General features: G+C 49.5%; 15 protein-coding genes, 1 pseudogene and 1 riboswitch. Of the genes and pseudogenes, 9 read left to right on the plus strand and 7 right to left on the minus strand.

The genetic code is table 11. The features are described from left to right. Nucleotides 1-73: 73 nt before the first annotated feature. Nucleotides 74-1,423 (plus strand): DUF4129 domain-containing protein, encoded by a 1,350-nt coding sequence (locus BFJ94_RS21735; RefSeq protein ID WP_120464509.1) that lies wholly within the window; start codon nucleotides 74-76, stop codon nucleotides 1,421-1,423. A 63-nt stretch (nucleotides 1,424-1,486) separates the two neighbouring features. Here BFJ94_RS21735 and BFJ94_RS21740 read toward each other — a convergent pair whose 3' ends face one another. Then, nucleotides 1,487-2,587 carry a C40 family peptidase gene (locus BFJ94_RS21740; protein WP_120464510.1) on the minus strand — a complete coding sequence of 367 codons (1,101 nt, stop codon included), beginning with the start codon at nucleotides 2,585-2,587 and terminating at the stop codon, nucleotides 1,487-1,489. Nucleotides 2,588-2,825: 238 nt separating this feature from the next. Continuing rightward, on the minus strand, nucleotides 2,826-4,145 hold the full coding sequence (locus tag BFJ94_RS21745; protein ID WP_120464511.1) for a hemolysin family protein: 1,320 nt from the start codon (nucleotides 4,143-4,145) through the stop codon (nucleotides 2,826-2,828). Nucleotides 4,146-4,398: 253 nt separating this feature from the next. Then, a riboswitch (purine riboswitch) is annotated at nucleotides 4,399-4,498 on the plus strand. Between the two features lie 54 nt (nucleotides 4,499-4,552). Between BFJ94_RS21745 and BFJ94_RS21750 the strand changes: the two genes are divergently transcribed. Both BFJ94_RS21750 and pulA read left to right on the plus strand, forming a co-directional pair. Further along, complete coding sequence (locus tag BFJ94_RS21750) at nucleotides 4,553-5,989, plus strand: NAD(P)/FAD-dependent oxidoreductase (RefSeq protein WP_120464512.1); 1,437 nt, start codon at nucleotides 4,553-4,555, stop codon at nucleotides 5,987-5,989. 250 nt (nucleotides 5,990-6,239) lie between these two features. Further along, entirely contained in the window at nucleotides 6,240-8,216 is a 1,977-nt protein-coding gene (gene pulA / locus BFJ94_RS21755) for a type I pullulanase (protein ID WP_120464513.1), read from the plus strand. A gap of 226 nt (nucleotides 8,217-8,442) precedes the next feature. On the opposite strand, the gene BFJ94_RS21760 is transcribed toward pulA, so the two are convergent. The 3 genes from BFJ94_RS21760 to BFJ94_RS21770 form a co-directional block, all read right to left on the minus strand. Further along, nucleotides 8,443-10,743 (minus strand): glycoside hydrolase family 65 protein, encoded by a 2,301-nt coding sequence (locus tag BFJ94_RS21760; RefSeq protein WP_120464514.1) that lies wholly within the window; start codon nucleotides 10,741-10,743, stop codon nucleotides 8,443-8,445. A gap of 60 nt (nucleotides 10,744-10,803) precedes the next feature. Beyond that, entirely contained in the window at nucleotides 10,804-11,460 is a 657-nt protein-coding gene (pgmB, locus tag BFJ94_RS21765) for a beta-phosphoglucomutase (RefSeq protein WP_120464515.1), read from the minus strand. 191 nt (nucleotides 11,461-11,651) lie between these two features. Next, nucleotides 11,652-12,692 carry a LacI family DNA-binding transcriptional regulator gene (locus BFJ94_RS21770; protein ID WP_120464516.1) on the minus strand — a complete coding sequence of 347 codons (1,041 nt, stop codon included), beginning with the start codon at nucleotides 12,690-12,692 and terminating at the stop codon, nucleotides 11,652-11,654. A 776-nt stretch (nucleotides 12,693-13,468) separates the two neighbouring features. Here BFJ94_RS21770 and ltrA point away from each other — a divergent pair. From ltrA to BFJ94_RS21790, 4 genes and pseudogenes are all read left to right on the plus strand, one after another. Continuing rightward, nucleotides 13,469-14,539, plus strand: a complete 1,071-nt coding sequence (gene ltrA, locus BFJ94_RS21775; protein ID WP_229717066.1) for a group II intron reverse transcriptase/maturase — start codon at nucleotides 13,469-13,471, stop codon at nucleotides 14,537-14,539. Next, nucleotides 14,536-14,847 carry a reverse transcriptase domain-containing protein gene (locus BFJ94_RS21780; protein WP_229717064.1) on the plus strand — a complete coding sequence of 104 codons (312 nt, stop codon included), beginning with the start codon at nucleotides 14,536-14,538 and terminating at the stop codon, nucleotides 14,845-14,847. Before ltrA ends, BFJ94_RS21780 begins: the two co-directional genes overlap by 4 nt. Nucleotides 14,848-14,870: 23 nt before the next feature. Beyond that, nucleotides 14,871-15,161, plus strand: coding sequence for a group II intron maturase-specific domain-containing protein (locus BFJ94_RS21785; RefSeq protein ID WP_229717063.1), 291 nt, complete (start codon nucleotides 14,871-14,873; stop codon nucleotides 15,159-15,161). 65 nt (nucleotides 15,162-15,226) lie between these two features. Further along, nucleotides 15,227-15,675, plus strand: a pseudogene (locus BFJ94_RS21790) (group II intron maturase-specific domain-containing protein); the annotation flags it as partial. 86 nt (nucleotides 15,676-15,761) lie between these two features. On the opposite strand, the gene BFJ94_RS21795 reads toward BFJ94_RS21790, so the two are convergent. After that, on the minus strand, nucleotides 15,762-16,415 hold the full coding sequence (locus BFJ94_RS21795; protein ID WP_120464519.1) for a hypothetical protein: 654 nt from the start codon (nucleotides 16,413-16,415) through the stop codon (nucleotides 15,762-15,764). Between the two features lie 172 nt (nucleotides 16,416-16,587). Here BFJ94_RS21795 and BFJ94_RS21800 point away from each other — a divergent pair, with 172 nt between their 5' ends. Next, nucleotides 16,588-16,830: an S-layer homology domain-containing protein gene (locus tag BFJ94_RS21800; RefSeq protein ID WP_120464520.1), complete on the plus strand. Its 243-nt coding sequence runs from the start codon at nucleotides 16,588-16,590 to the stop codon at nucleotides 16,828-16,830. 63 nt (nucleotides 16,831-16,893) lie between these two features. Here BFJ94_RS21800 and BFJ94_RS21805 read toward each other — a convergent pair whose 3' ends face one another. After that, entirely contained in the window at nucleotides 16,894-18,639 is a 1,746-nt protein-coding gene (locus tag BFJ94_RS21805; protein WP_120464521.1) for an alpha-glycosidase, read from the minus strand. 393 nt (nucleotides 18,640-19,032) lie between these two features. Here BFJ94_RS21805 and BFJ94_RS21810 point away from each other — a divergent pair, with 393 nt between their 5' ends. Beyond that, complete coding sequence (locus BFJ94_RS21810) at nucleotides 19,033-20,073, plus strand: LacI family DNA-binding transcriptional regulator (RefSeq protein ID WP_120464522.1); 1,041 nt, start codon at nucleotides 19,033-19,035, stop codon at nucleotides 20,071-20,073. Nucleotides 20,074-20,641: the final 568 nt, after the last annotated feature.

Consider the following 20,641-nt stretch of genomic DNA (forward strand, 5'->3'; position numbering starts at 1 on the left):
GACTGTGCTATGATTTAAGTTGAAGCATGAATCTGGATGCCGACCTGATAGCATCTGCGATGGAGGGTATTTATTGAAAAATACTGGTTCCGCTTACATAACGAAAACTATGAAAATATGCCTATCCTGCTTAGGTGAGCTGGTGATCCTGATGCCGCTATATGTGGCTGGCGCTGTGTTTGTGGTGCCGCAATATTTATCTTTCGCCTGGATCGCGCTGCTGCCGCTCGTTTCTTTTCTCGGGGTGGCGGTTCGACATTATGTTCCGGTATTGTGGAAAAAACTTGCCGCTGCGATTCTGATCGGAGCAGGCTGCACCGCTATTGTCATAGCAAGCGGGCTTACGGGGTGGCTGCAGCTGGTGGGGGTGGTCGCTGTCCTCTTCGCCTTGCAGGGAATGACTGCTGCTGAACGGGCGGGGGAGGCCAAGCTGTATTGGTATGGCGTCGCACTTTATTTTGTGGCGGGGATCGTCTTTTCTCGAGTAGATATATTACGTGCGCAGCTTCCTTTGATTACTTGGCTTGGTATCGGCTGCCTGGCACTGGCCTTGTTCATCACTAATTATGATTATCTGCGTTACAGTACCTTGTCAGATGCCTCTTCTCCTCTGCCTAAGGGAATGCGGCGGCATAATACCATCTTCATCGTGATTATACTAGGCCTGGTGATCCTGCTTGCCGCCGGGGCTGGACGGTGGATCGGCAGCAGGCTGCTGAGCATCGTGAAATATATCTTCGCCTGGTTCATGCGCCCCTCGGAAGAGCCGGTGGCCCCACAGCCTGAAGAGGCCGCGCCGCTGCCGATGCTCTTTCCCGGAGAAGTTCAGGAGCCCGGACTGCTAGCTCATATATTGAATGTGATTTTCTATATTATTGGCGGAGCTTTGGTAGCGGTATTGCTTGGTCTGGTCCTCTACTGGCTATACAAGAACGCAGGGGGAGTCTGGAGGCGTGGAATCGAGCGCTTGCTCGCGCTGCTGCGCAGGCGGGATCATGGCGAAGGGAATGTGGCTTACCATGACGAAGAGACCTCTATCTTCTCCTGGGAGGAGACGAGGCAGAAATGGAGTCACTGGCGGAAGGCATTTAACCGCTTGAGCCGCCGACAGGAGCGCTACGAAGACATGACCAGCAATCAGGAGCGGGTGCGATATCTATATCGCCGCCTGATCTCGGCCGGTCGGGAAGAAGGCTATCCATTTAAACCCGGACTGACGCCGCGGGAGACCGTTCACAATATGCAGCAGTATGACGAAGAGCAAGACAAACAGGCACGGGGCAGGAAGTCAGTGAATTCAGGGCGGATAACCCGAAGGACGGCTATGGAGCCGTTCATCGCTATTTATTACCGAGTTAGATACGGGGAGCAGGAGCCGGAGGATGAAGAGGTAGCTGAGATAAAACGGAAGTTGAATTTATAATGATAAAACCTGTGAAGCGGCCGGCGGGCTCCAGGAAATAGGCGATTTTTTCGTTATCTTATTCTAAAATACTCTCCGTGCGGTGACAAATCGTTTCTTCCAAGAGTCGGAGAAATCCTCTAAACGAACACCGTATTTGACAGAGTAGGTGTGGAGCAGCTGACCGTTACCCGCATAGAAGGCTACATGGCCGATTTCCAAGCCTCGTGATTCAAAGAACAGCAGATCCCCTTTGCGGAGCTCATTCAGGCTGACTTCTTTGCCTTCCTTGGCTTGGTCGTAAGAGACCCGAGGCAGATCGACCGATAGGATATCAGCGAACACACGCTTGACGAACGACGAGCAGTCGAACGTTTGTGTCTGCTCCGACGAGGCGCCAAATTCATAAGGTGTGCCCAGATACTTCATACCGTAGGCGAGCAGCTCGTTCGCCTGTTTCTCCCGCAGGGCAGGACTTGAGTAGTCGGTATATTTGGGTTTGGCCGAGATATAACCGGACCGGTTATCGGTTGTGCGTACCTCGAGCCAGAATGGAGAGACTTCACGAACGACGTGGACCTTGTCCCCGGCAGGAAGCGAGTCCCCGGAAGTCTGGCTCTCCGCATTCGGTGCGGTGCGCAGATTGACGCCCCATAGAATGCTGGTCTCGTACTTGATCGGCGAAGTGGAAGTGATTATAACGGTTTTGGTATCCGCCTCCCATTTCACTGAGTTACCGAGGGCTTCGCTGACAAAGCGTAAGGGGACTAGCGAATATCCTTGCTCGATCCGCCCCGGGACCGTCAAATTTATGACTTGTCCGTTCAACTGTGCAACCGAATCTCCGATGCGGTAAATCAACTTGGTCTCGCCTTTGGTGGCCGTGACTGTTTTGCTGCTTCCCTCCCAGGCCAGCTTAGCGCCTTGGGCTTCAAACAATCCGCGCATCGGAACGAGTACGGTTCCGTGTACCAAGATAGGTTCGGTCTCGAGCTGTAGTTGTTGTCCGTCTAGGTGAACCGATACTGGACTGGAAAACGAACCGGTTGCAGGCTTGGCCGATGTATCGCTCACAGGGCTGGTCACAACCGTTGAGGCCGCGCTTGCAGATTCCGCATGCACGGGAGTCGAATAGAGCAGGGTCGCGGCCAGCAGAAGAAAGAGTGCACTTTTTTGTGTTGTCATGTTATTCATCACCTTGTCGTTATTTGCTACTTAATTGGACGAAAGTGGATGGGGATAGTTGTGGTTCTCAATGATGGTAATTATAAGCAGTAATGCAGACCGTACGGTAAAAGGGTGGGCGTATGACGGGGGATTAGAGTCTTTGGAGGGGGCCATAATTTTACGACAAAGGCCGTCCCCCTGTTTAGGAGACAGGGGGACGGCCCAAATAGATAGTGAATTTCTTAGTATATTTAGGTCAGACTCTCGATTGTTCGGGCACCAGCTTGATGATCTCCAGCTTGCGGAAGCGGTTAGGTTCCTTCTCCAGCAGCTTGAAGGTGAGCTCCTCATGCTCCAATATCTCTCCGATTTGCATTTCGGGATTCGTTCCGAATAGCCATCCGCCGATGGTATCTACATCCTCTGTACTCAGATCAGACATGAATAAGTCATTGATTTGATTAATCGTAACCTTGCCGTCCGCAATGACGTGATGATCATTGAGCTTAACGAGCGGTTGTTCCTCTTCCCTGTCAAATTCGTCGCGGATTTCCCCTACGATCTCTTCCAGAATATCTTCAATCGTGACCAATCCGGCCGTTCCGCCGTATTCATCGATCAGAATAGCCATATGGGTGCCTTCGCGCTGCATCTTTTGCAGCAGCTCATTGACCGGCATGACCTCTGATACTGCCATCGCGGGCTGGAGGATCGAGGCCAAATCCAGCTCGGGATTATCCTCGGAGGCCAGGAAGAACTGCTTCGTATTGATGAAGCCGATGATGTTATCCTTATTCTCTCTAACCACCGGGAAGCGGGTATACTGCTGTTCCTTGATGATATCCAGGTTCTCCCGGCGGGATTTCTCTGTATATAAACATACCATGTCGGTGCGAGGTACCATGATTTCCTTAGCTAATAAATTGTCAAAAGCGAATATCCGGTTCACATAACCGTACTCATTCTGATTGATCTTGCCACTCTCGAAGCTCTCATTAATAATGATCTGCAATTCTTCCTCCGAGTGGGCTTCCTCATGCTCTGAGGCAGGCTTAATGCCGACCAGGCGTACGAGCTGATTGGCCGACCCATTCAACGCCCAGATAAAAGGCCGCATGATCTTGTTGAACCAGATTAATGGTTTGGCTGTAAGCATAGCCACGCTCTCCGCCTTGCGGATCGCTATCGTCTTGGGAGCCAGTTCCCCGACAACAACATGCAAATAAGTGACGACGACAAATGCGATAGCGAATGAAAGTACCTTGCTGATTGCTTCAGGTATTTGGAGGCTATGGAAAAGAGGGCGCAAAATTCTTTCCACCGTCGGTTCCCCTAACCAACCGAGTCCGAGAGCTGTAATAGTGATCCCTAACTGGCAGGCTGACAGATAGTCATCCAGATGGGTAATGATCTGTTTGACGCCGAGTGCCTTCTTGTTGCCTTCCAGAATCATTTGATCCACTCTGCTCTCTCTTACACGGACGATCGCAAATTCTACCGCTACGAAAAACGCCGTCAAAGCGATTAGAATTGCCACCATAACCAAATTTAAACCCAATAGCCTGTCACTGTCCATTCTCTACATCTACTCCTCTTGTCTATAAAATAATTAAAATGAATGCATAGCAATATTATATAATACGCTATGATATAAAGCGAATTAACATGATGAATTATTAGTGGAATGAGATAAAATATTCGCGTTCAGACGTAATTATTAAGATTTATAATCGATATTCAATGAATTATTCGGTTAAAGTCGAATATTATATTGAAAGTTCTATTGAATTATTCGTATGGTTTGTTAAACTGGAATTGTCGATAAAATCTGAATGTTTTGCACATTAATTCGTATAACCTCAGAGATATGGTTTGAGGGTCTCTACAAGGAACCGTAAAATCCTGGCTACGATAGGCATGTTTTGCATACCTATTCATAGGCTCGGGATTTTTTTGCTATTTTCAACTTCAGGAGGGACATACATGAGTAAATATGATGTGATCGTAGTCGGAGCAGGACCCGCTGGTATTTTTGCTTGTTATGAGCTAACGAGGAAGGTGCCGGATTGGAAGGTGCTGTTGGTTGATAAAGGAAATGATATCTATCGTCGCCGTTGTCCGATTCTGGAAGAGAAGATTAAGCTCTGTCCGCCGGCGGCTGGACGCAAGGAATTCGCGGGCTGTCTGCCCGCATGCTCCATTACAGCCGGGTTTGGCGGGGCGGGTGCATATAGTGATGGGAAGTTCAACATTACGACGGAGTTCGGCGGCTGGTTAACCGACTATCTGCCTCCGTCCAAGGTGCTTGAGCTTATTAAATACGTAGATCAGATTAATCTGGAGCATGGAGCGACAACAGAGATCACCGATCCGACGACAGAGGCGATTAAGAGAATTGAGCAGCGCGGCTATGCGGCTGGCTTGAAATTACTCCGCGCCCAGGTACGTCATTTGGGTACCGAGCAGAACCTGGAGATTATGAAGTCCATTTATGAGTATTTGCAGCCGCGGGTTGATATGCTATTCAAAGCCGAAGTAGAGGATATTATTACCGAGCAACGGGATGGACAGCAGCAGGTACAAGGCATTGTGATGAAGAGTGGCGAGATTCATGAGGCGGAGTTCGTTATGCTGGCTCCGGGCCGGGATGGCTCGGTGTGGCTGTCGGATATATTGAAGAAGCGCAGGTTGAAAATGACCAACAATCAAGTAGATATCGGTGTGCGTGTTGAGACTTCTGACATTGTGATGCGGGAAATTAACGAAAATCTTTACGAAGGCAAATTCATCTTCAATACCTCCGTGGGAACTCGGGTCCGCACGTTCTGCAGCAATCCCTCCGGCCATGTCGTCGTGGAGAATCATACCGGTGTCATGGCAGCGAATGGTCACGCCTATAAGGATCCGGTGCTGGGCTCGGCGAATACGAACTTCGCCTTGCTGGTCTCCCATAAATTCACGGAGCCCTTCGACAAGCCGAATGAATATGCCCGGGAAATTTGCCAAAGAGCGAATGACCTATCCAATGGCGGAGTGATTGTACAGAAGTACGGTGACATTCTGCGGGGGAGAAGATCGACGGCAGTCCGAATCTCCGAGGGCTTCCTGGAGCCCACGCTGAAGGAGGCTGTACCGGGAGATTTGGGTCTCGTTCTGCCGTATATTACGATGAAGAGTCTGATCGAAATGATCGAGTCTCTGGATAAGGTGACGCCGGGAATCGCTTCAGAACATACCTTATTCTATGGAGTAGAAGCGAAATTCTATTCTGCGCGCCCGAAGCTAAGTGCTTCACTTGAGAGCGAAATTAGCGGTCTGTTCTGCGGCGGAGACGGTGCAGGGATTACTCGGGGTCTGGCGCAGGCAGGAGCAGCAGGGGTATGGATCGCTCGCGGTATGATGGAGAAGAAGGCAGATTAGCAACACATATGTGCAAACGATTGCTCAAAGTGAGAAACGATGCTAGAATGCATGGTATACAGTGTTTTGGATAACCTGTCTGGTAACTTTGTTCGCGGATTATGATCATCATATTACTACTAACTACTAGACAGGCAGTGGGGTGGCGGAACGTTTTGGGGAATGGTTGCCATATGATACATTGGCATCTGATATGACCTTTCTCGATTTGCTCACACTTTCACATTTTCATGAGATAGGAGTGAAGCCAGTGTCGGTACAGAAGGAAATAGATGTGGTTACGGATTATGGGGATCTTAGCGTGACTGATGGCGTTTCCGTGTTTGATGCGGAGTTTGACGAGATGTTCTATTACGATGGCGATGACTTGGGGGTCACTTACACGCCGGAGCGGACGGTATTTAGACTATGGGCTCCGACAGCCTCCGAAGCTAGCGTTCTGATTTATAATAGCTGGGACGATGAGCTTGTAGAGCGCCGGCCGATGATTCGTGATATTCAAGGTACTTGGGTGCTTACTGTAAATGAAGACTGCAATCATTGGTACTACACCTATGGAGTGAAGATTGGCAGTCAATGGAATGAAGCGGTCGATCCTTATGCCCGAGCTGTGGGCGTGAATGGCGACCGTGGAGTTGTGCTTGATCTGCGCAGCACGGAGCCACAGCAGTGGACCGAAGACAGACCTGCGTTGGCTGCTCCGGTGGATGCAGTGATCTATGAGCTTCATGTTAAGGATCTTTCGATCCATCCCCAGAGCGGAAGCAGGTATCCGGGGAAATTCCTCGGGTTAGCGGAGAACGGTACGACTGGGCCGGACGGAATTCCGACAGGACTTGACCATATTTCCGGGCTCGGTGTGACCCATGTCCAGCTGCTCCCGGTATACGATTATGCGACGGAGAGCGTAGACGAGACCAAGCCAGAGCTTCCGCAGTATAACTGGGGCTATGATCCGAAGAACTATAATGTTCCGGAGGGCTCCTATGCTACTGATCCATATGCGCCTGGGCTGAGAATCAAGGAATTGAAGCAGACGATCCAGGCGCTGCATGACCGCGGCATAAGAGTCATTATGGACGTCGTGTACAATCATGTGTATGACGGGTATCAGGTCAATTTCACCAAGCTTGTTCCTGGCTACTATCTGCGTTATAAAGCGGACGGAACATTCTCTAACGGTAGCTTCTGCGGTAATGAATGCGCCTCCGAACGGGCGATGATGTCCAAGTTTATCGTCGATTCCATCGTCTATTGGGCCAAGGAATATCATATGGATGGCTTCCGCTTTGACCTGATGGGATTGATGGATATCGTGACGATGAATGAGATCAGACGTCGCCTGGATGAGATTGACCCTTCGATTATGATGATTGGCGAAGGCTGGATTATGGATACGGTACTGCCAGAGGCGCAGCGTGCCAATCAGAGCAATGCCGCCATACTGCCGCGTATCGCACATTTTAACGATGGTTTCCGCGATGCGGTGAAGGGGAATATTTTCATCTATGATCGAAAAGGCTTCATCAGCCACGGCGACGGCTTCGAGGAAAGCGTGAAGCGGGGAATCGTCGGTGGAATTCAGTATGGCGACTCCATTGCGCAGCATGCTACTGAGCCGGATCAAACGGTTAATTATATAGAATGCCATGATAATCATACTTTATGGGATAAGCTGCTGCTCTCAACGGAGGGCGAGACGGATGAACAGCGGCGTAGAATGCATCGACTCGCCTCGGCGATGGTGTTGACGAGCCAGGGCATCCCGTTCATTCATGCCGGGCAGGAATTTATGCGCACGAAGCAGGGCGTAGAGAACAGCTATAAATCTCCGATAGAGATCAATCAGATGGACTGGCAGCGCTGTGCCGATCACCAGAGCGATGTACTGTATATGTGCAGCCTCATCAAGCTGCGTCAGGCCCACCCGGCCTTCCGCCTGAGAACGGCTCAGGAGATTCGGGAGCATCTTCATTTTGAACAGGCACCGGATCATGCGATTGCCTACACGCTGCGCAATCACGCTGGCGGGGACCCGGATCTTCACCTCTATGTGCTCTATAATGCTAACCCGGGACTTATTACCCTTGAGCTTCCACAGCTCGGAGAGTGGAAAGTCCGCTTTGGCAGCGAGAATATAGTCTCCCTGGAGCAGCAGCAGCTTGAGGTGCAAGGAATAGGCATGGTTATGCTTGCCGTTGTTCACCCGGCGACCAAATCCAAATAATATTAGATCAACAATGGACCGAGTTCAGGATTACATTAGTTTGTATCCGAGCTCGGTCTTTTTTCAATGCGCCAGAGTCTAACGAAACAGGGTATCGCTATTTGCGCCCAAAAGCGCTGATCGGAATTGTAACGAGTTTCCTTAGAGAAAAGAAGTGGGCTAGCTGCATGAAAAAAGGCACCCAACCCAAGCCACACGTGACTTAAGGGGCGCCCCTAGAAGTAGATTACTGATGCTTGATCTCGCTATTGCCGTCTACCGTATAGCTAGCGTCGTACACTCGGATCGCTGCCGGGGTATCCGTCTCATTGAGCACTTGGATAGCGTCCTTGGTCACATTCACCTTTAGGCGCGAGCCACGGAACATGACCTTGAACGAGAAATTATCCCAGTGGGATGGCACGAATGGACGCAGCACCAATTCGCCGTCTACGACGCGCAATCCGCCGAAGCCTTGCACGATGGACATCCATGTGCCCGCCATACTTGTCGTATGACAGCCATCCTCTGTATCATTGTTGTAATTGTCCAGATCCAGTCTGGCAGTCCGCAGATACATTTCATAAGCCTTCTCCTGATAACCGAGCTCACAGGCGATAATGGAGTGTACGCAAGGGGACAGGGAGGACTCATGCACCGTCATCGGCTCATAGAAATCGAAATTCCGTTTCTTCGTGTCGAGATCATAGCGGTCACCTAGGAAATACAAGCCTTGCAATACGTCAGCCTGCTTGATGAAGCAGGAACGCAGAATGCGGTCCCAGGACCAGTTCTGATTGATCGGCAGATTACCAGCTGGCAGATCCTTCACAGCGATCAGTTCTTTGTCCAGGAAGCCATCCTGCTGCAGGAATACGCCGCGCTCCTCATCGTACGGATAATACATATTGTCGATGATATGCTGCCATTGCTTCGTCTCCTCCTCCTGCAGACCAAGCTTGGCGATCAGAGCCTGATATCTGTCCGGCTCATTCGCCTTCAGGTATTCCAGTACCTCCAGCGTATATTCGAGCGTCCAGACAGCAATCCGGTTCGTATACCAGTTGTTGTTGACGTTGTTCTCATATTCGTTAGGTCCGGTTACGCCGAGCATAACGTATTTATTCTTGGCCTTGGAGAAGTTCACACGCTGCTCCCAGAAGCGGGAAATCTCCGCCAGCACCTCGAGCCCGTATTGTCCCAGATAGGCAAAATCGCCAGTATAATTTACATAGTTATAGATGGCATAAGCGATCGCACCGTTCCGGTGGATTTCCTCAAACGTAATTTCCCATTCATTATGGCATTCCTCACCATTCATCGTCACCATCGGATAGAGCGCGCCCTTCGTGAAGCCGAGCTTCTTCGCGTTCTCTTTCGCCTTCTCCAGATGCTTATAGCGATAGATCAAGAGATTGCGAGCAATATGGGCATCCGCGGTACTAAGGTAGAAAGGAATACAATAAGCTTCGGTATCCCAGTAGGTACTTCCGCCGTATTTTTCACCAGTGAAGCCCTTCGGTCCGATATTGAGGCGGTCATCCTCACCGTTATAGGTCTGATTCAATTGGAAAATATTAAAGCGGATCGCCTGCTGCGCCGATACATCGCCTTCGATGATGATGTCGCTATCTCTCCATTTATCCGCCCATCCGGCAGCTTGCTCACTGAGCAGCGTGTCGAATCCGGCTTGCTTCGCTTCCGCGAGCAGCCCCTTGCCGGCTTCCACCAAATCCCCAAGTCCATGGTCTCGGGAAGTCACGTTGGCCACGTATTTGAACAAGGCAACTGGCTCATTCGCCTGCGCTTCCACGCTGACTTCGCCGCCTACGTATTTTTCCTTCTCACTTACGGTAGGTTGGAGATCCAGCTTGACGCCATTCTTGAACACATCGAAAGACATCACCGAGGTTACATGGAAGTCCAGCTTCTTCGTCTTCACGGTCAGATAATAAAGCTCAGGCGCAGCCGATTTCTCCACTTCCAGCCAGAATTTCTCCTCATAGTTGGAGTCTTTGTTCTGTACATCTCCATCCAGATAAGGGTTCAGGGTGATATTGCCTGTGAAGTTGAGCGGCGTGACCGTATAGCGGATCGCTCCGATCTGATGGCGCTTCACGCTGACGAAGCGAAGGGACTCAACGGCTAATTCCTTGCCATCCTTCAGCACTGCCACAAAACGGCGGGACAGATAGCCTTCCTTCATATTCAGCTCGCGCACGAAGTCCTTGACTTCACACTCAGCCAGATCGAGCGCTGTTCCATCGATCGTGACGTTTATGCCGATCCAGTTCGTACTGTTGAGCACCTTGGCAAAATACTCCGGATATCCGTTCTTCCACCAGCCTACACGGGTTTTGTCAGGATAGTATACGCCCGCCATATAGCTGCCTTGCAGGCTTGCACCGCTGTACTGCTCTTCGAAATTCGCGCGCTGTCCCATATATCCATTGCCGATACTGAAGATACTCTCGGAAATTTCATGGTTTTGCGGATCGAAGGATTCTTCGATGATGGACCATTCGTTCAATTTCAAATATTGCTTCACAGTAATCTTCTCCTTTTCATCTACAGTGATTTAATTCAAACTTTGATAAAACTCTTATGATTAAGCTTCAAGCTCACTCAGGCGCTCTACAGTCATATCAGCCAGGGAAGCGATCACGAAGTCAGCTTGGCCCAGCGTGGCTGCTGAGCCGATTCCGATGCAGCTCATACCCGCCCGGCGCGCGGCTTCAACGCCAGCTTCCGCATCCTCGAACACCACGCAATGCTCTGCAGGTACACCCAGCTCCTGGGCGCCTAGCGTGAACACTTCAGGGTCCGGCTTGGCACTGGAAGTGCGAGTTCCATCGATGATCGCGTCAAAATAAGGGGTGAGTCCTGTATTATTAAGGATCGTCATTGCATTTTTGCTGGCAGAGCCCAGAGCCGTCTTAAGCCCGTTATCCCGGCAGGCCTGCAGAAACTCAAGCGCCCCCGGCAATATTTCGGTATGATCCATATTGGATATCGATTCAACATACCAATCGTTTTTACGTGCGGCCAGTTCTTGCTTCTTAGCATCCTCCAATGTGAGCTTCCCAATACTTAACAGGATGTCCAGCGAAGCCATGCGGCTGACGCCTTTTAGTCTCTCATTATCCTGCTCGGTGAAATCGAAGCCCAGCTCCTGGGACAGACGCTTCCAGGCTAAATAGTGATATTTGGCGGTATCTACGAGGACACCATCGAGATCGAACAGACAGGCGCGAATATGGCTCATAAATTCTCCTCCTTAAGTGTGCAGAAAGTGTGTAGTAAATTGCGCAAACGTTTGAACAAATGATAAAAAATAAAAGAAGCGGGTATGCTTCCATTATTTTATGCAGAATGTGGTTGATTTGAACGTTAATGAGGCAAAGATCAAATCAATATTGCTTCAAATAAGGTTTTCAGACGTAATTATACAGCAGATCATGAGCCTTTTGGAACTGAAAATATTGAGGATTCGCGAACAACCAGACGATGGGGGATAATGAATCTCCCTAGTTCAGTCTTTGCTTCGCGCGTATTCTGAATCGCTTGGATCAGCAATTGGGAAGCGGTATATCCCATATTGTAAATCCCGATATCAACGCTGCTCAGCGGCGGCGTGGACATCTCCGATAGCGGAATATTGTTGAAGCTGACTAGACATAGATCCTCAGGCACCTTGTAATTAAGCTCATGCAAGCCACGCAGGACACCAAAAGAGACAACGTCGTCAATCAGGACGATCGCTGTAGGGCGGTCGGGGAGATTCATGAAGAAGGAGATAGCCCGATAGCCACTTTCCTGCAGAAACTCACCCTCGACAATCCATTCCGGCTTCGATTCCAGACCTGAATCAATGAGGGCCTGCATATATCCCTTCAAGCGATCCTTGGAGACGACCAGCTCAGGCGGCCCGCTGACGAAGCCGATCCGCTCATGACCGAGCGAAATCAAATGCTTCGTGGCATCATAGGAAGCTTGTACATTATCGGTATCGACCGACAGAATGTCGGGGTAGTGCTCGCTGCGTCCGATCAGGACGAATTTGTGATTATTCTTATGCAAAAAGTCGACGACCGGGTCGTCAATTCGTGAATATAGCAGGATTACTCCATCTACCCGATGGCCATTCAACAGCCTTGACACGCCTTCCACTTCATCTTTCTCATTAGCACCGGAACTGATCAATACGTCGAAGCCTTGCCGGTTTGCCTGGGTGACGATTCCGCGGATTAACTCCATGAAGAAAAAGTTGGAAAATAGTTCTTCCGCTGATTTCGGCAGCAGAATGCAAATACTATTCGTCGTCCTGGACACCAGGTTTTTGGCCATAATATTCGGATGGTATCCAAGCTCCTCCATAATTTCCCTGACTTTTCTTGAAGTTTCAGCGCTTATCCTAGGATGGTTGGATAGCACCCGGGACACGGTGGAGGGAGAAACTCCTGCTTTTTTGGCTACGTCTTTGATAGTAACAGCCATTCAAAACCCTCCTGTTTGTGGAACCGTTTGCTTTCACAGTAATCTTAATCGAAACCACATCGAAAGTAAATAGATAGCCAGAAATGCGGTCGGAAAGGAGAGCGGTGTTACCCTATTGAGCAAACCGGAGTCTAATTTTCCAAAAAAATATAAATCGGCGATATTCAGCGATAATAAAAGATAAACTCAGATATATAGCCTAAAATCATTACAAATCACGAGTGCAAACGTTTCAACTTTTGAAGAATGTTTCGGTGTTTCGTTCTCAGAATTTTTTTGGAGGACGAACCCTTGGAGTCTAGAAACGAATTGATCGGTCTCTAAAAAAGAAACCTTGTATGCTTAAGGAGTCGCGAAAGTTGCGTTTTCTTGCATTATACAACAAACCCAGTACCGACACGGTACTGGGTTTCATTTTAGTACGCCCAGTATGGGCGTCATCTCTAGGGTGAAAGTTCCGAACGGGGGCCGGCGAGCGCCTACCGTTAGCCAAGGGCAAGGGTGTCCATCGCGAGGTGGAATCTGAAGGAAGCCGGAGGCAAAAGCACGGCCTGAGGTACACGAATCTGATTTGAGGCGGTTGTAGCCGGATGAGTCACCTAAACATGACGAAATCCAAAGCTGCCAAGGGCTGCAGCCGTAGACTTTGGCAGGCCCGGGCGGAAAGATGACGTTCTTATCTGGGGAGGCCTGCCGGATACGCAAGGAAAAAAACCTGTAACCGAAGTCGAGAGGCTACGCTGAACTGGCAGGAGTCAGCAGAGGCCATATTGGAAATGGCTTGGGAGTCGGTGAGAGCAAACGGAGGCAGTGGTGGAGTTGACAAGGTCGCCATCCCGGCATTTCAAGCAGTAGCCCACGAGGAATTGAAACGACTCCATGAAGAACTGAAGCAGGGTACGTACCGGCCGATGCCGGTCAGACGGATTCTCATTCCCAAGAAAGGGAAGCCAAACGAGAAACGTCCACTCGGCATTCCGGCGATACGGGATAGGGTATGTCAACAAGCACTGAAAAACAGACTGGAACCTATCTTTGAACCCCTGTTCAGCGAATGCAGTTTCGGATACCGACCGGGTCGGTCTACGCATCAAGCTATGCGAAAAATTTACCGCGAGATGATGGATGGGTGCGAATGGATCGTGGATGCGGACCTACGAGATTTCTTCGGGACAGTCCACCACGGGCCATTGATCGACATGATGGCGGAACAAGTGAGCGATGGAAGAATCCTGAAACTCGTCAGGCAAATGCTCGAAGCCGGGTACATGGAGAGCGGAAAGAAACACGCCACTCCAAGCGGAACGCCGCAGGGAAGCGTCGTTAGTCCACTGTTCAGCAATATCTACCTGAATCGGTTCGATCACGAAATGACGGGAAGAGGGTACCGGCTTACGCGTTTAGCCGATGATTGGGTTGTCCTCTGCAAGACACAAGCAGAGGCTGCACGGGCGCTTCGGGATGCAAGAACCATTCTGGAATCGCTCGGGCTGACACTTCACCCAGATAAAACAAGGATCACCCACATCAAATGGGGATTCGAGTTTCTGGGCTACAAGCTCAAACGAGGGAAAGGCCTGTCGTTGCCGCGGGGAAAGGTAAAGAAGCAACCGAAAATGAACATCTACGCCTTTCCCAAAGCGGAGTCCGTTCAATCGTTCATGGACACCATTCGAGCCCGAACGCACAGACGCGTTCCGTTGACCGTCTTCCAGCTCATCGATTCCATTAATCCTGTCATACGAGGATGGGGCAATTATTTCCGTAAAGCCCACGTAAGAAAGCTTTTCAACCGACTTCAACGCTGGATTATTTGTTCATGCACTACACGTTTGACGTCTGGATGACAAAGGAGTACCCTCAAAACCCGTGGGCTAGACATGCGGATGATGCGGTGATACATTGTCGAACGAAAGAAGAGGCTGAACAACTGCTGAAGGGACTTAAAGAGCGGTTTAGGGACTGCGAACTCGAGCTGCATCCGGACAAAACCCGGATAGTCTATTGCAAAGATGATGACTGTAAAGGAGACCATCCCGAAATCAAGTTCGACTTTCTGGGATACACCTTTCGTCCAAGGCGGTCAAAGAACCGATGGGGAAGTATTTCATTAACTTCACGCCAGCAGTCAGTAATAAAGCGTGTAAGGCAATGAGGCAGACGATAAGAGGATGGCGGATGCATCTGAAACCGGACCTGGAGATTAATGACCTGTCAAGAATGTTCAATGCTTCCATCAGAGGTTGGATTAACTACTATGGCCACTTTTACAAGTCACAATTGTACAATGTTCTAGGTCATATGAATGATGCACTCGTCAAGTGGGCCCGGCGGAAATACAAGAAACTGGAGAGACACAAGATACGGGCTATTCGGTGGCTAGGGCGACTAGCGAAGAACGTTCCCGAACTATTTGCTCACTGGCGATTAGGCATATTGCCTGCGGCTGGGATAATGGGAGCCGGATGAGCCGAGAGGTTCACGTCCTGTTCTGAGAGGGCCTGAGGGTGCAATTCCCTCGGGCTACTTACCGTAATATCTTTGTGGTGAGTAGGCGAGCAGGCGAACGCGTCATGAGATCGGTAAGCCAGTTTGTAGAAGAAAAGCTAAAACTGTAAGTGAACCGGGAGAAAAGTGCGGTGGTCAGACCCTGGCACCGGAGGATCTTAGGATTTAGTTTCCTGAGCCAGAAACAAGCGACGATTCGAATAGCAGCGAAGAGCCTCAAAGTGTGTAAAGAGAGGATTCGAGAGCTAACAAACCGAACATGTGCATTTCAATGGAAGAACGGATTAGCCGATTGAACCGTTACCTGATGGGGTGGGTCGGTTATTTTCGCCTAGCCTCGGCGAAGACGCACCTCCAAAAACTAGACCAGTGGATTCGGAGGAGACTCCGAATGTGCCTATGGAAGCAGTGGAAACGAGTGCGGACACGAATCCGCGAACTCCGGGCACTTGCCGCCCCCTCCTACTCGATCAGATATTGTATTCGTTTTGTCATCATCAAATTATAAGGTTTGGGTTGGATCAAGGGTTATTATTCTCGAAAATGTCGGGGGTTTGTGACTTAAGGCCACTGTACTCCTTTAATCGATAATGACCAATCAAATGCAAAAACTTTACTTGTTGCTTGATTCCAGTAAGTAGAATGTAAATTAAGACCCATTTCAGTAGCCAAACCACCATCAAGAACCTCTACCCATTTAGAAGGAGCTAGGCCCATATATGTAGTACCAAAATAATGATCTCCTCCAATTGGCGAGACATCTTTACTCTGATTCTGAGCCTTACTATTAATGCCAGGTCCTATTTGAACCATTTTAGCAGAATTTATACCATTAGGAAGTATATCAGAAGTCCAATTGCTACCCTTGTCCCAGCGCCAATATACTTTATCTAATCCAATATAATTATAACTATTTTGTGAAACACTATGATAATATAATGTGATAGTCACTTTAACTGTTTTATCAGAACTTTGTGTGGACCCTGAATACGAATAAGGGTCAGATGCGACAACCATCACTGTTTGGTACTGTGGGATAACATCACCCGTTTCAATGTTCTGTAATTCTCGATAAATATGCGTTTCATTTTCTAAAATTTCATACGTTGCATCCTCATACTCAATATTATTTGATAGAATAGAACTGCGAATATTTTCTGCTTCGGATTTAAGGCTTTTTCCCTCTACCAGAGCGCCGTCTACTTTCGTACTCACATCTGTAGTATCATATTCCTTAACAACCCGATATCCTTCTGGAACTGAAGAATCCAGTGGTATTGACGAGTCTGTACCAGGTGCGGCCGCAGCTACCGAACTAAAGGCCAATAAAGATGTTAATACGACACCGACAATCTTTGATGGCAGCGCTGAGGTGACACGTGAAGAAATGGCAGTGATGCTGATCCGTGCTTATTCCCTGTTCATCGGAGAAGAGTTGAACCCGGCAGCAGCCACACCGTTCAAGGATGCTGGGGAGATCGCTCCATATGCAAGAAGCTTCGTGGATCAAGCGGTTGATCTGGGCTTGCTGAAGGGAAGAGGAGCGGTAGAGTTCGCTCCGAAATCAGCGCTCACACGGGCCGAATCTGCGCAAGTGATTGTGAACTTATTGGGTGGCCTGACCCATTAATGATTGATGAAGAAGGGCCTCATCCCCACATAATGTGGAGGATGAGGCCCTTTAAATTGCAGCTTATCGTTCAGGTGTCAAAATAGCGTATCCGTAAGCAGGAAGTCTTACCATCAGCTTGCCATCTGCAGTGGTATAGCTTGTCCCGTTGATCCGATCGAGCCAGGACTTGTCCAGGGTATCGATCTCGAAGGTTTGCGCGGCGTCATAATTGTTCAGCAGCACGATGACAGATTCTCCGCCGAGCTTGCGTTCATAAGCGAGCTTCGAACCAGCTTTCTCAGCTTCAAGGAACTTGATTGTTCCGTTACGTAGTGGGGCTAGCTCTTTACGCAGGGCAATCAGCTTGCGATAGAAGCCGAACAAGTCTTGATCCTGATGCTCAGGCCGCCATTCCATGCATTTGCGGCAATCCGGGTCCGCCCCGCCGTCCAGTCCGACTTCATCACCATAATAGATACAAGGTGTACCCATGTAAGTGAATTGGAACAGTGCGGCCAGCTTCATTTTGTCCTTGTTATCATCGCAGAGTGTCAGCAGGCGCGGCGTATCATGGCTGTCCAGCAGATTGAAGGCTACCTCGCTCGCTTGCTGCGGATAGCGGGAAATTTGCTGACCGATAATATTCGCGAAGCCTTGTGCATCCATTTTCTGTCCGATAACGAAATCCAGCACCGCATTGGTGAAGGGATAGTTCATGACGGCGTCGAACTGATCGCCTTGCAGCCAAGGAGAGGATTCATGCCAGATTTCACCGAGGATGTAAGCCTCAGGATTGGCTTTTTTAACGACTTTGCGGAATTCACGCCAGAACTGGTGATCCACCTCGTTAGCTACGTCCAGGCGCCAGCCGTCAATGCCCACTTCCTTGATCCAGAATTCGGCGACTTTGAGCAAGTATTGCTTCGTCTCCGGATTGCCAGTGTTCAGCTTCGGCATGATTGGCTCGAACGAGAAGGTGTCATAGGTCGGCAGCCCCTTGGTCGGATCGAGCGGGAACTGGTGGATATGGAACCAATCCTTGTAGCGGGACTTCTCGCCCTTCTCCAGTACATCAAGGAACGGAGCGAAGGCTTGGCCGGAGTGATTGAACACCGCATCCAGCACGACGCGGATTCCCCGTTCATGACAAGCCTTGACCAGCTTCTTCATCGTATCCACATCGCCAAAATGCGGGTCGATCTTCATATAATCGGTAGTATCATACTTATGGTTCGTCGTCGCTTCGAACACAGGAGTGAAGTAAATGGCATTCACGCCAAGCTCGCTCAGATGGTCGAGATGATCGATGACACCTTGCAGGTCGCCTCCGAAGAAGTTGTGGCGTTCCGGCTTGCCGCCCCAAGGCAGCACATCCTCCGGATCATTGTCCGGGTTTCCGTTAGCGAACCGTTCCGGGAAGATTTGATAGAACACAGCGTCCTTCACCCAATCCGGCACGGTGAATACGTCATCAGGATTCAGAAATGGATACTCGAATAGGCGATCCGGATTTTCCGGACGCTCTGGAGTGAACTCATTCTCTGTCATCCACATTTCAGTATCTACGCCTTTGAGCAGGAAGCCATATTTCAGTCTGCGGTAGGTCGGCTTGACAGCACATTCCCAGTAGTCGAACAGCTCGTCGCTAATGAGCTTCCGCATAGGAAGCAGTTCCTTGCTCTGATCCCACATATATTTATCGCCGGCAAAGGCGTAGACCTGCAGCAGGTCGCCCTTCTTGGCGCGCAAGCGCAGGTGAATTGTCTCGTAATCATAGGCATAGGACCAGTTGAGTTTAGGACGGTGATACACAGCTTCTAGTAGCATGGATAATCCTCCTGATTCTGTTATGATATAGTGCGGTAAAAAACAAAAAAAGATACTCCTAAGCCAAAAAATATGGGCCGAGGATGTACCTTTCGATAACAGTGCCTTCAAATTGTTAATGCAGCCCTCGGTAGGGCTGTTATGATAATGATAAACGCCCGTGAGAATTGGAAAATTCATTAGCGTTATCGACTGGATTATAGCATGGTTCAAACCTTTGCACAATAGCTATACTAGGTTTCGTTAGAGGGAGGGCCGATAGCTTTATTGGAGTATTTTCTAAGTGCTAGCTTTGAATAAATATTTCAGCTCGTTATAATGAGAGGAAGCAAGGGACCGGGAACGCTCCTTGAATCTTAAGTATCTGAGCCTCGTAATGGACGGGAGGTAAACATGGCTACACTGAAGGAAATTGCAGAGCGGGTGGGTGTCTCCATCTCGACTGTCTCGCGTGTTATTAATCAGAATGACAGCCGCAGAATTAGTGAGGACACGAAGCAGAAGATCTGGAAGGCTGCGAAGGAATTGAATTATAGTTCGACCGGAAGAACCAGGTCTTCCAGGGCGAAGCAAGCCAAGGACTCATCATCGTTAACCAAATCTGCGGTCGGATGCATTCTGGCGTTGCAGGATAATAAGTATAATCATCCTTATTTCTCGCCGATCATTCAGGGGATCGAAGCGAAGCTGCTGGAGAAGGGGATTTCACTGGCTTTTCTCCATACGCAGACGGAGCTGCATAATGAGGATGTGTTCAATTCCATGCTGGAGGTGCCGAATCTCCAGGGCGTTATTTGTATTGAAGGTTTAAGCAACGATATGTTCAAGCGGCTAAAAGAGCGGATTCCGTTCATTGTCGCTATTGATGTGAATGACGTGGATATTCCCGTCGTGACCTATGATCGTGTTGCCGCCGCTCGAATGGCGGTCGGATATTTGATCGAGAAGGGGCATACGCGCATCGGCTTCATCGGCGGAGTGGGTTTGTCGGGCAGTCTGCAGCGGGAGAAGCGCTACTCAGGTTTTCGCCGGGCGCTGGACGAGCATGGCCTGGAGCTTCAGGAGCAGTGGGTGATTAACGCGAATTGGGATGCGGATGAGAGCTACAGGAAGATGAAGGGACTTCTGGATCTTCCAGAGCGTCCTACAGCGATGTTCAGCGCCAGTGATATGCTGGCTATTGCCGCGATGAGAGCCGTCACCGAAGCGGGCTATAGCATCCCGGCTGATATGTCTTTTATCGGCATCGATGATATTGAATTCTCGAAATATACGACACCACCCCTGACGACGGTGCATGTACCTAAATACGAAATGGGCTATGCGGCAGCCAAGATCCTGCTGGACAGCCTGGAGGACGCCTACCCATTCGCCTTCCGGATGCAAATCCCATACCAGCTTAAGCAGCGGGACTCGGTTTCACGGATGCAATAGAGAGAGCTAAGGAGCTTGGCAGACAGATTATCCGTCGGCAAGTTCTTAGCTTTTTTTGTGTGGGGAGAGGGGATGGCCGCAGTTACCGTGCGAGCTTACGAAAACTGCAAAAATGCAGGTATTTTCGCTCGAAGTCACCTGTTCTGCTGAAATTCCTGCAAATATGCAGGCTTTTGCGCTGTGCGCTGTGCAAGTGCGGGGGCCAGGTGCCCGCTGGTAAGCGAAGATAGGAGCTCATGTGCGAAGATATAATATACTCGTGTGCGAAAACATGTGCTGGTATTCGAAGATATGCACTTGTATGTGAAATTCGGAACATTGTGATAATCGCGTGCTTTTGGGTTCCTTATTTGCCCCAAATTATCCTGCTGTTTTTGCACTTTATTTTGCACAAATGTATTGACGCATTTTCCAGGCAGTTGTATGATGGAGTCGTTACAGATCAATGGGATGTAAGTTGAATTGAATATTGTGTTCGTAAGTTGTAATTCAAGAGTTCGTAGGTTGGGGTAGTAGTGAGCTGTGCTATATATCTGTAATTTGCGCATTGTTTGCACTGAATTTGCGC

It is taken from the genome of Paenibacillus aceti, assembly GCF_003614185.1.
GTDB classification, from domain to species: Bacteria; Bacillota; Bacilli; order Paenibacillales; family Paenibacillaceae; genus Fontibacillus; species Fontibacillus aceti.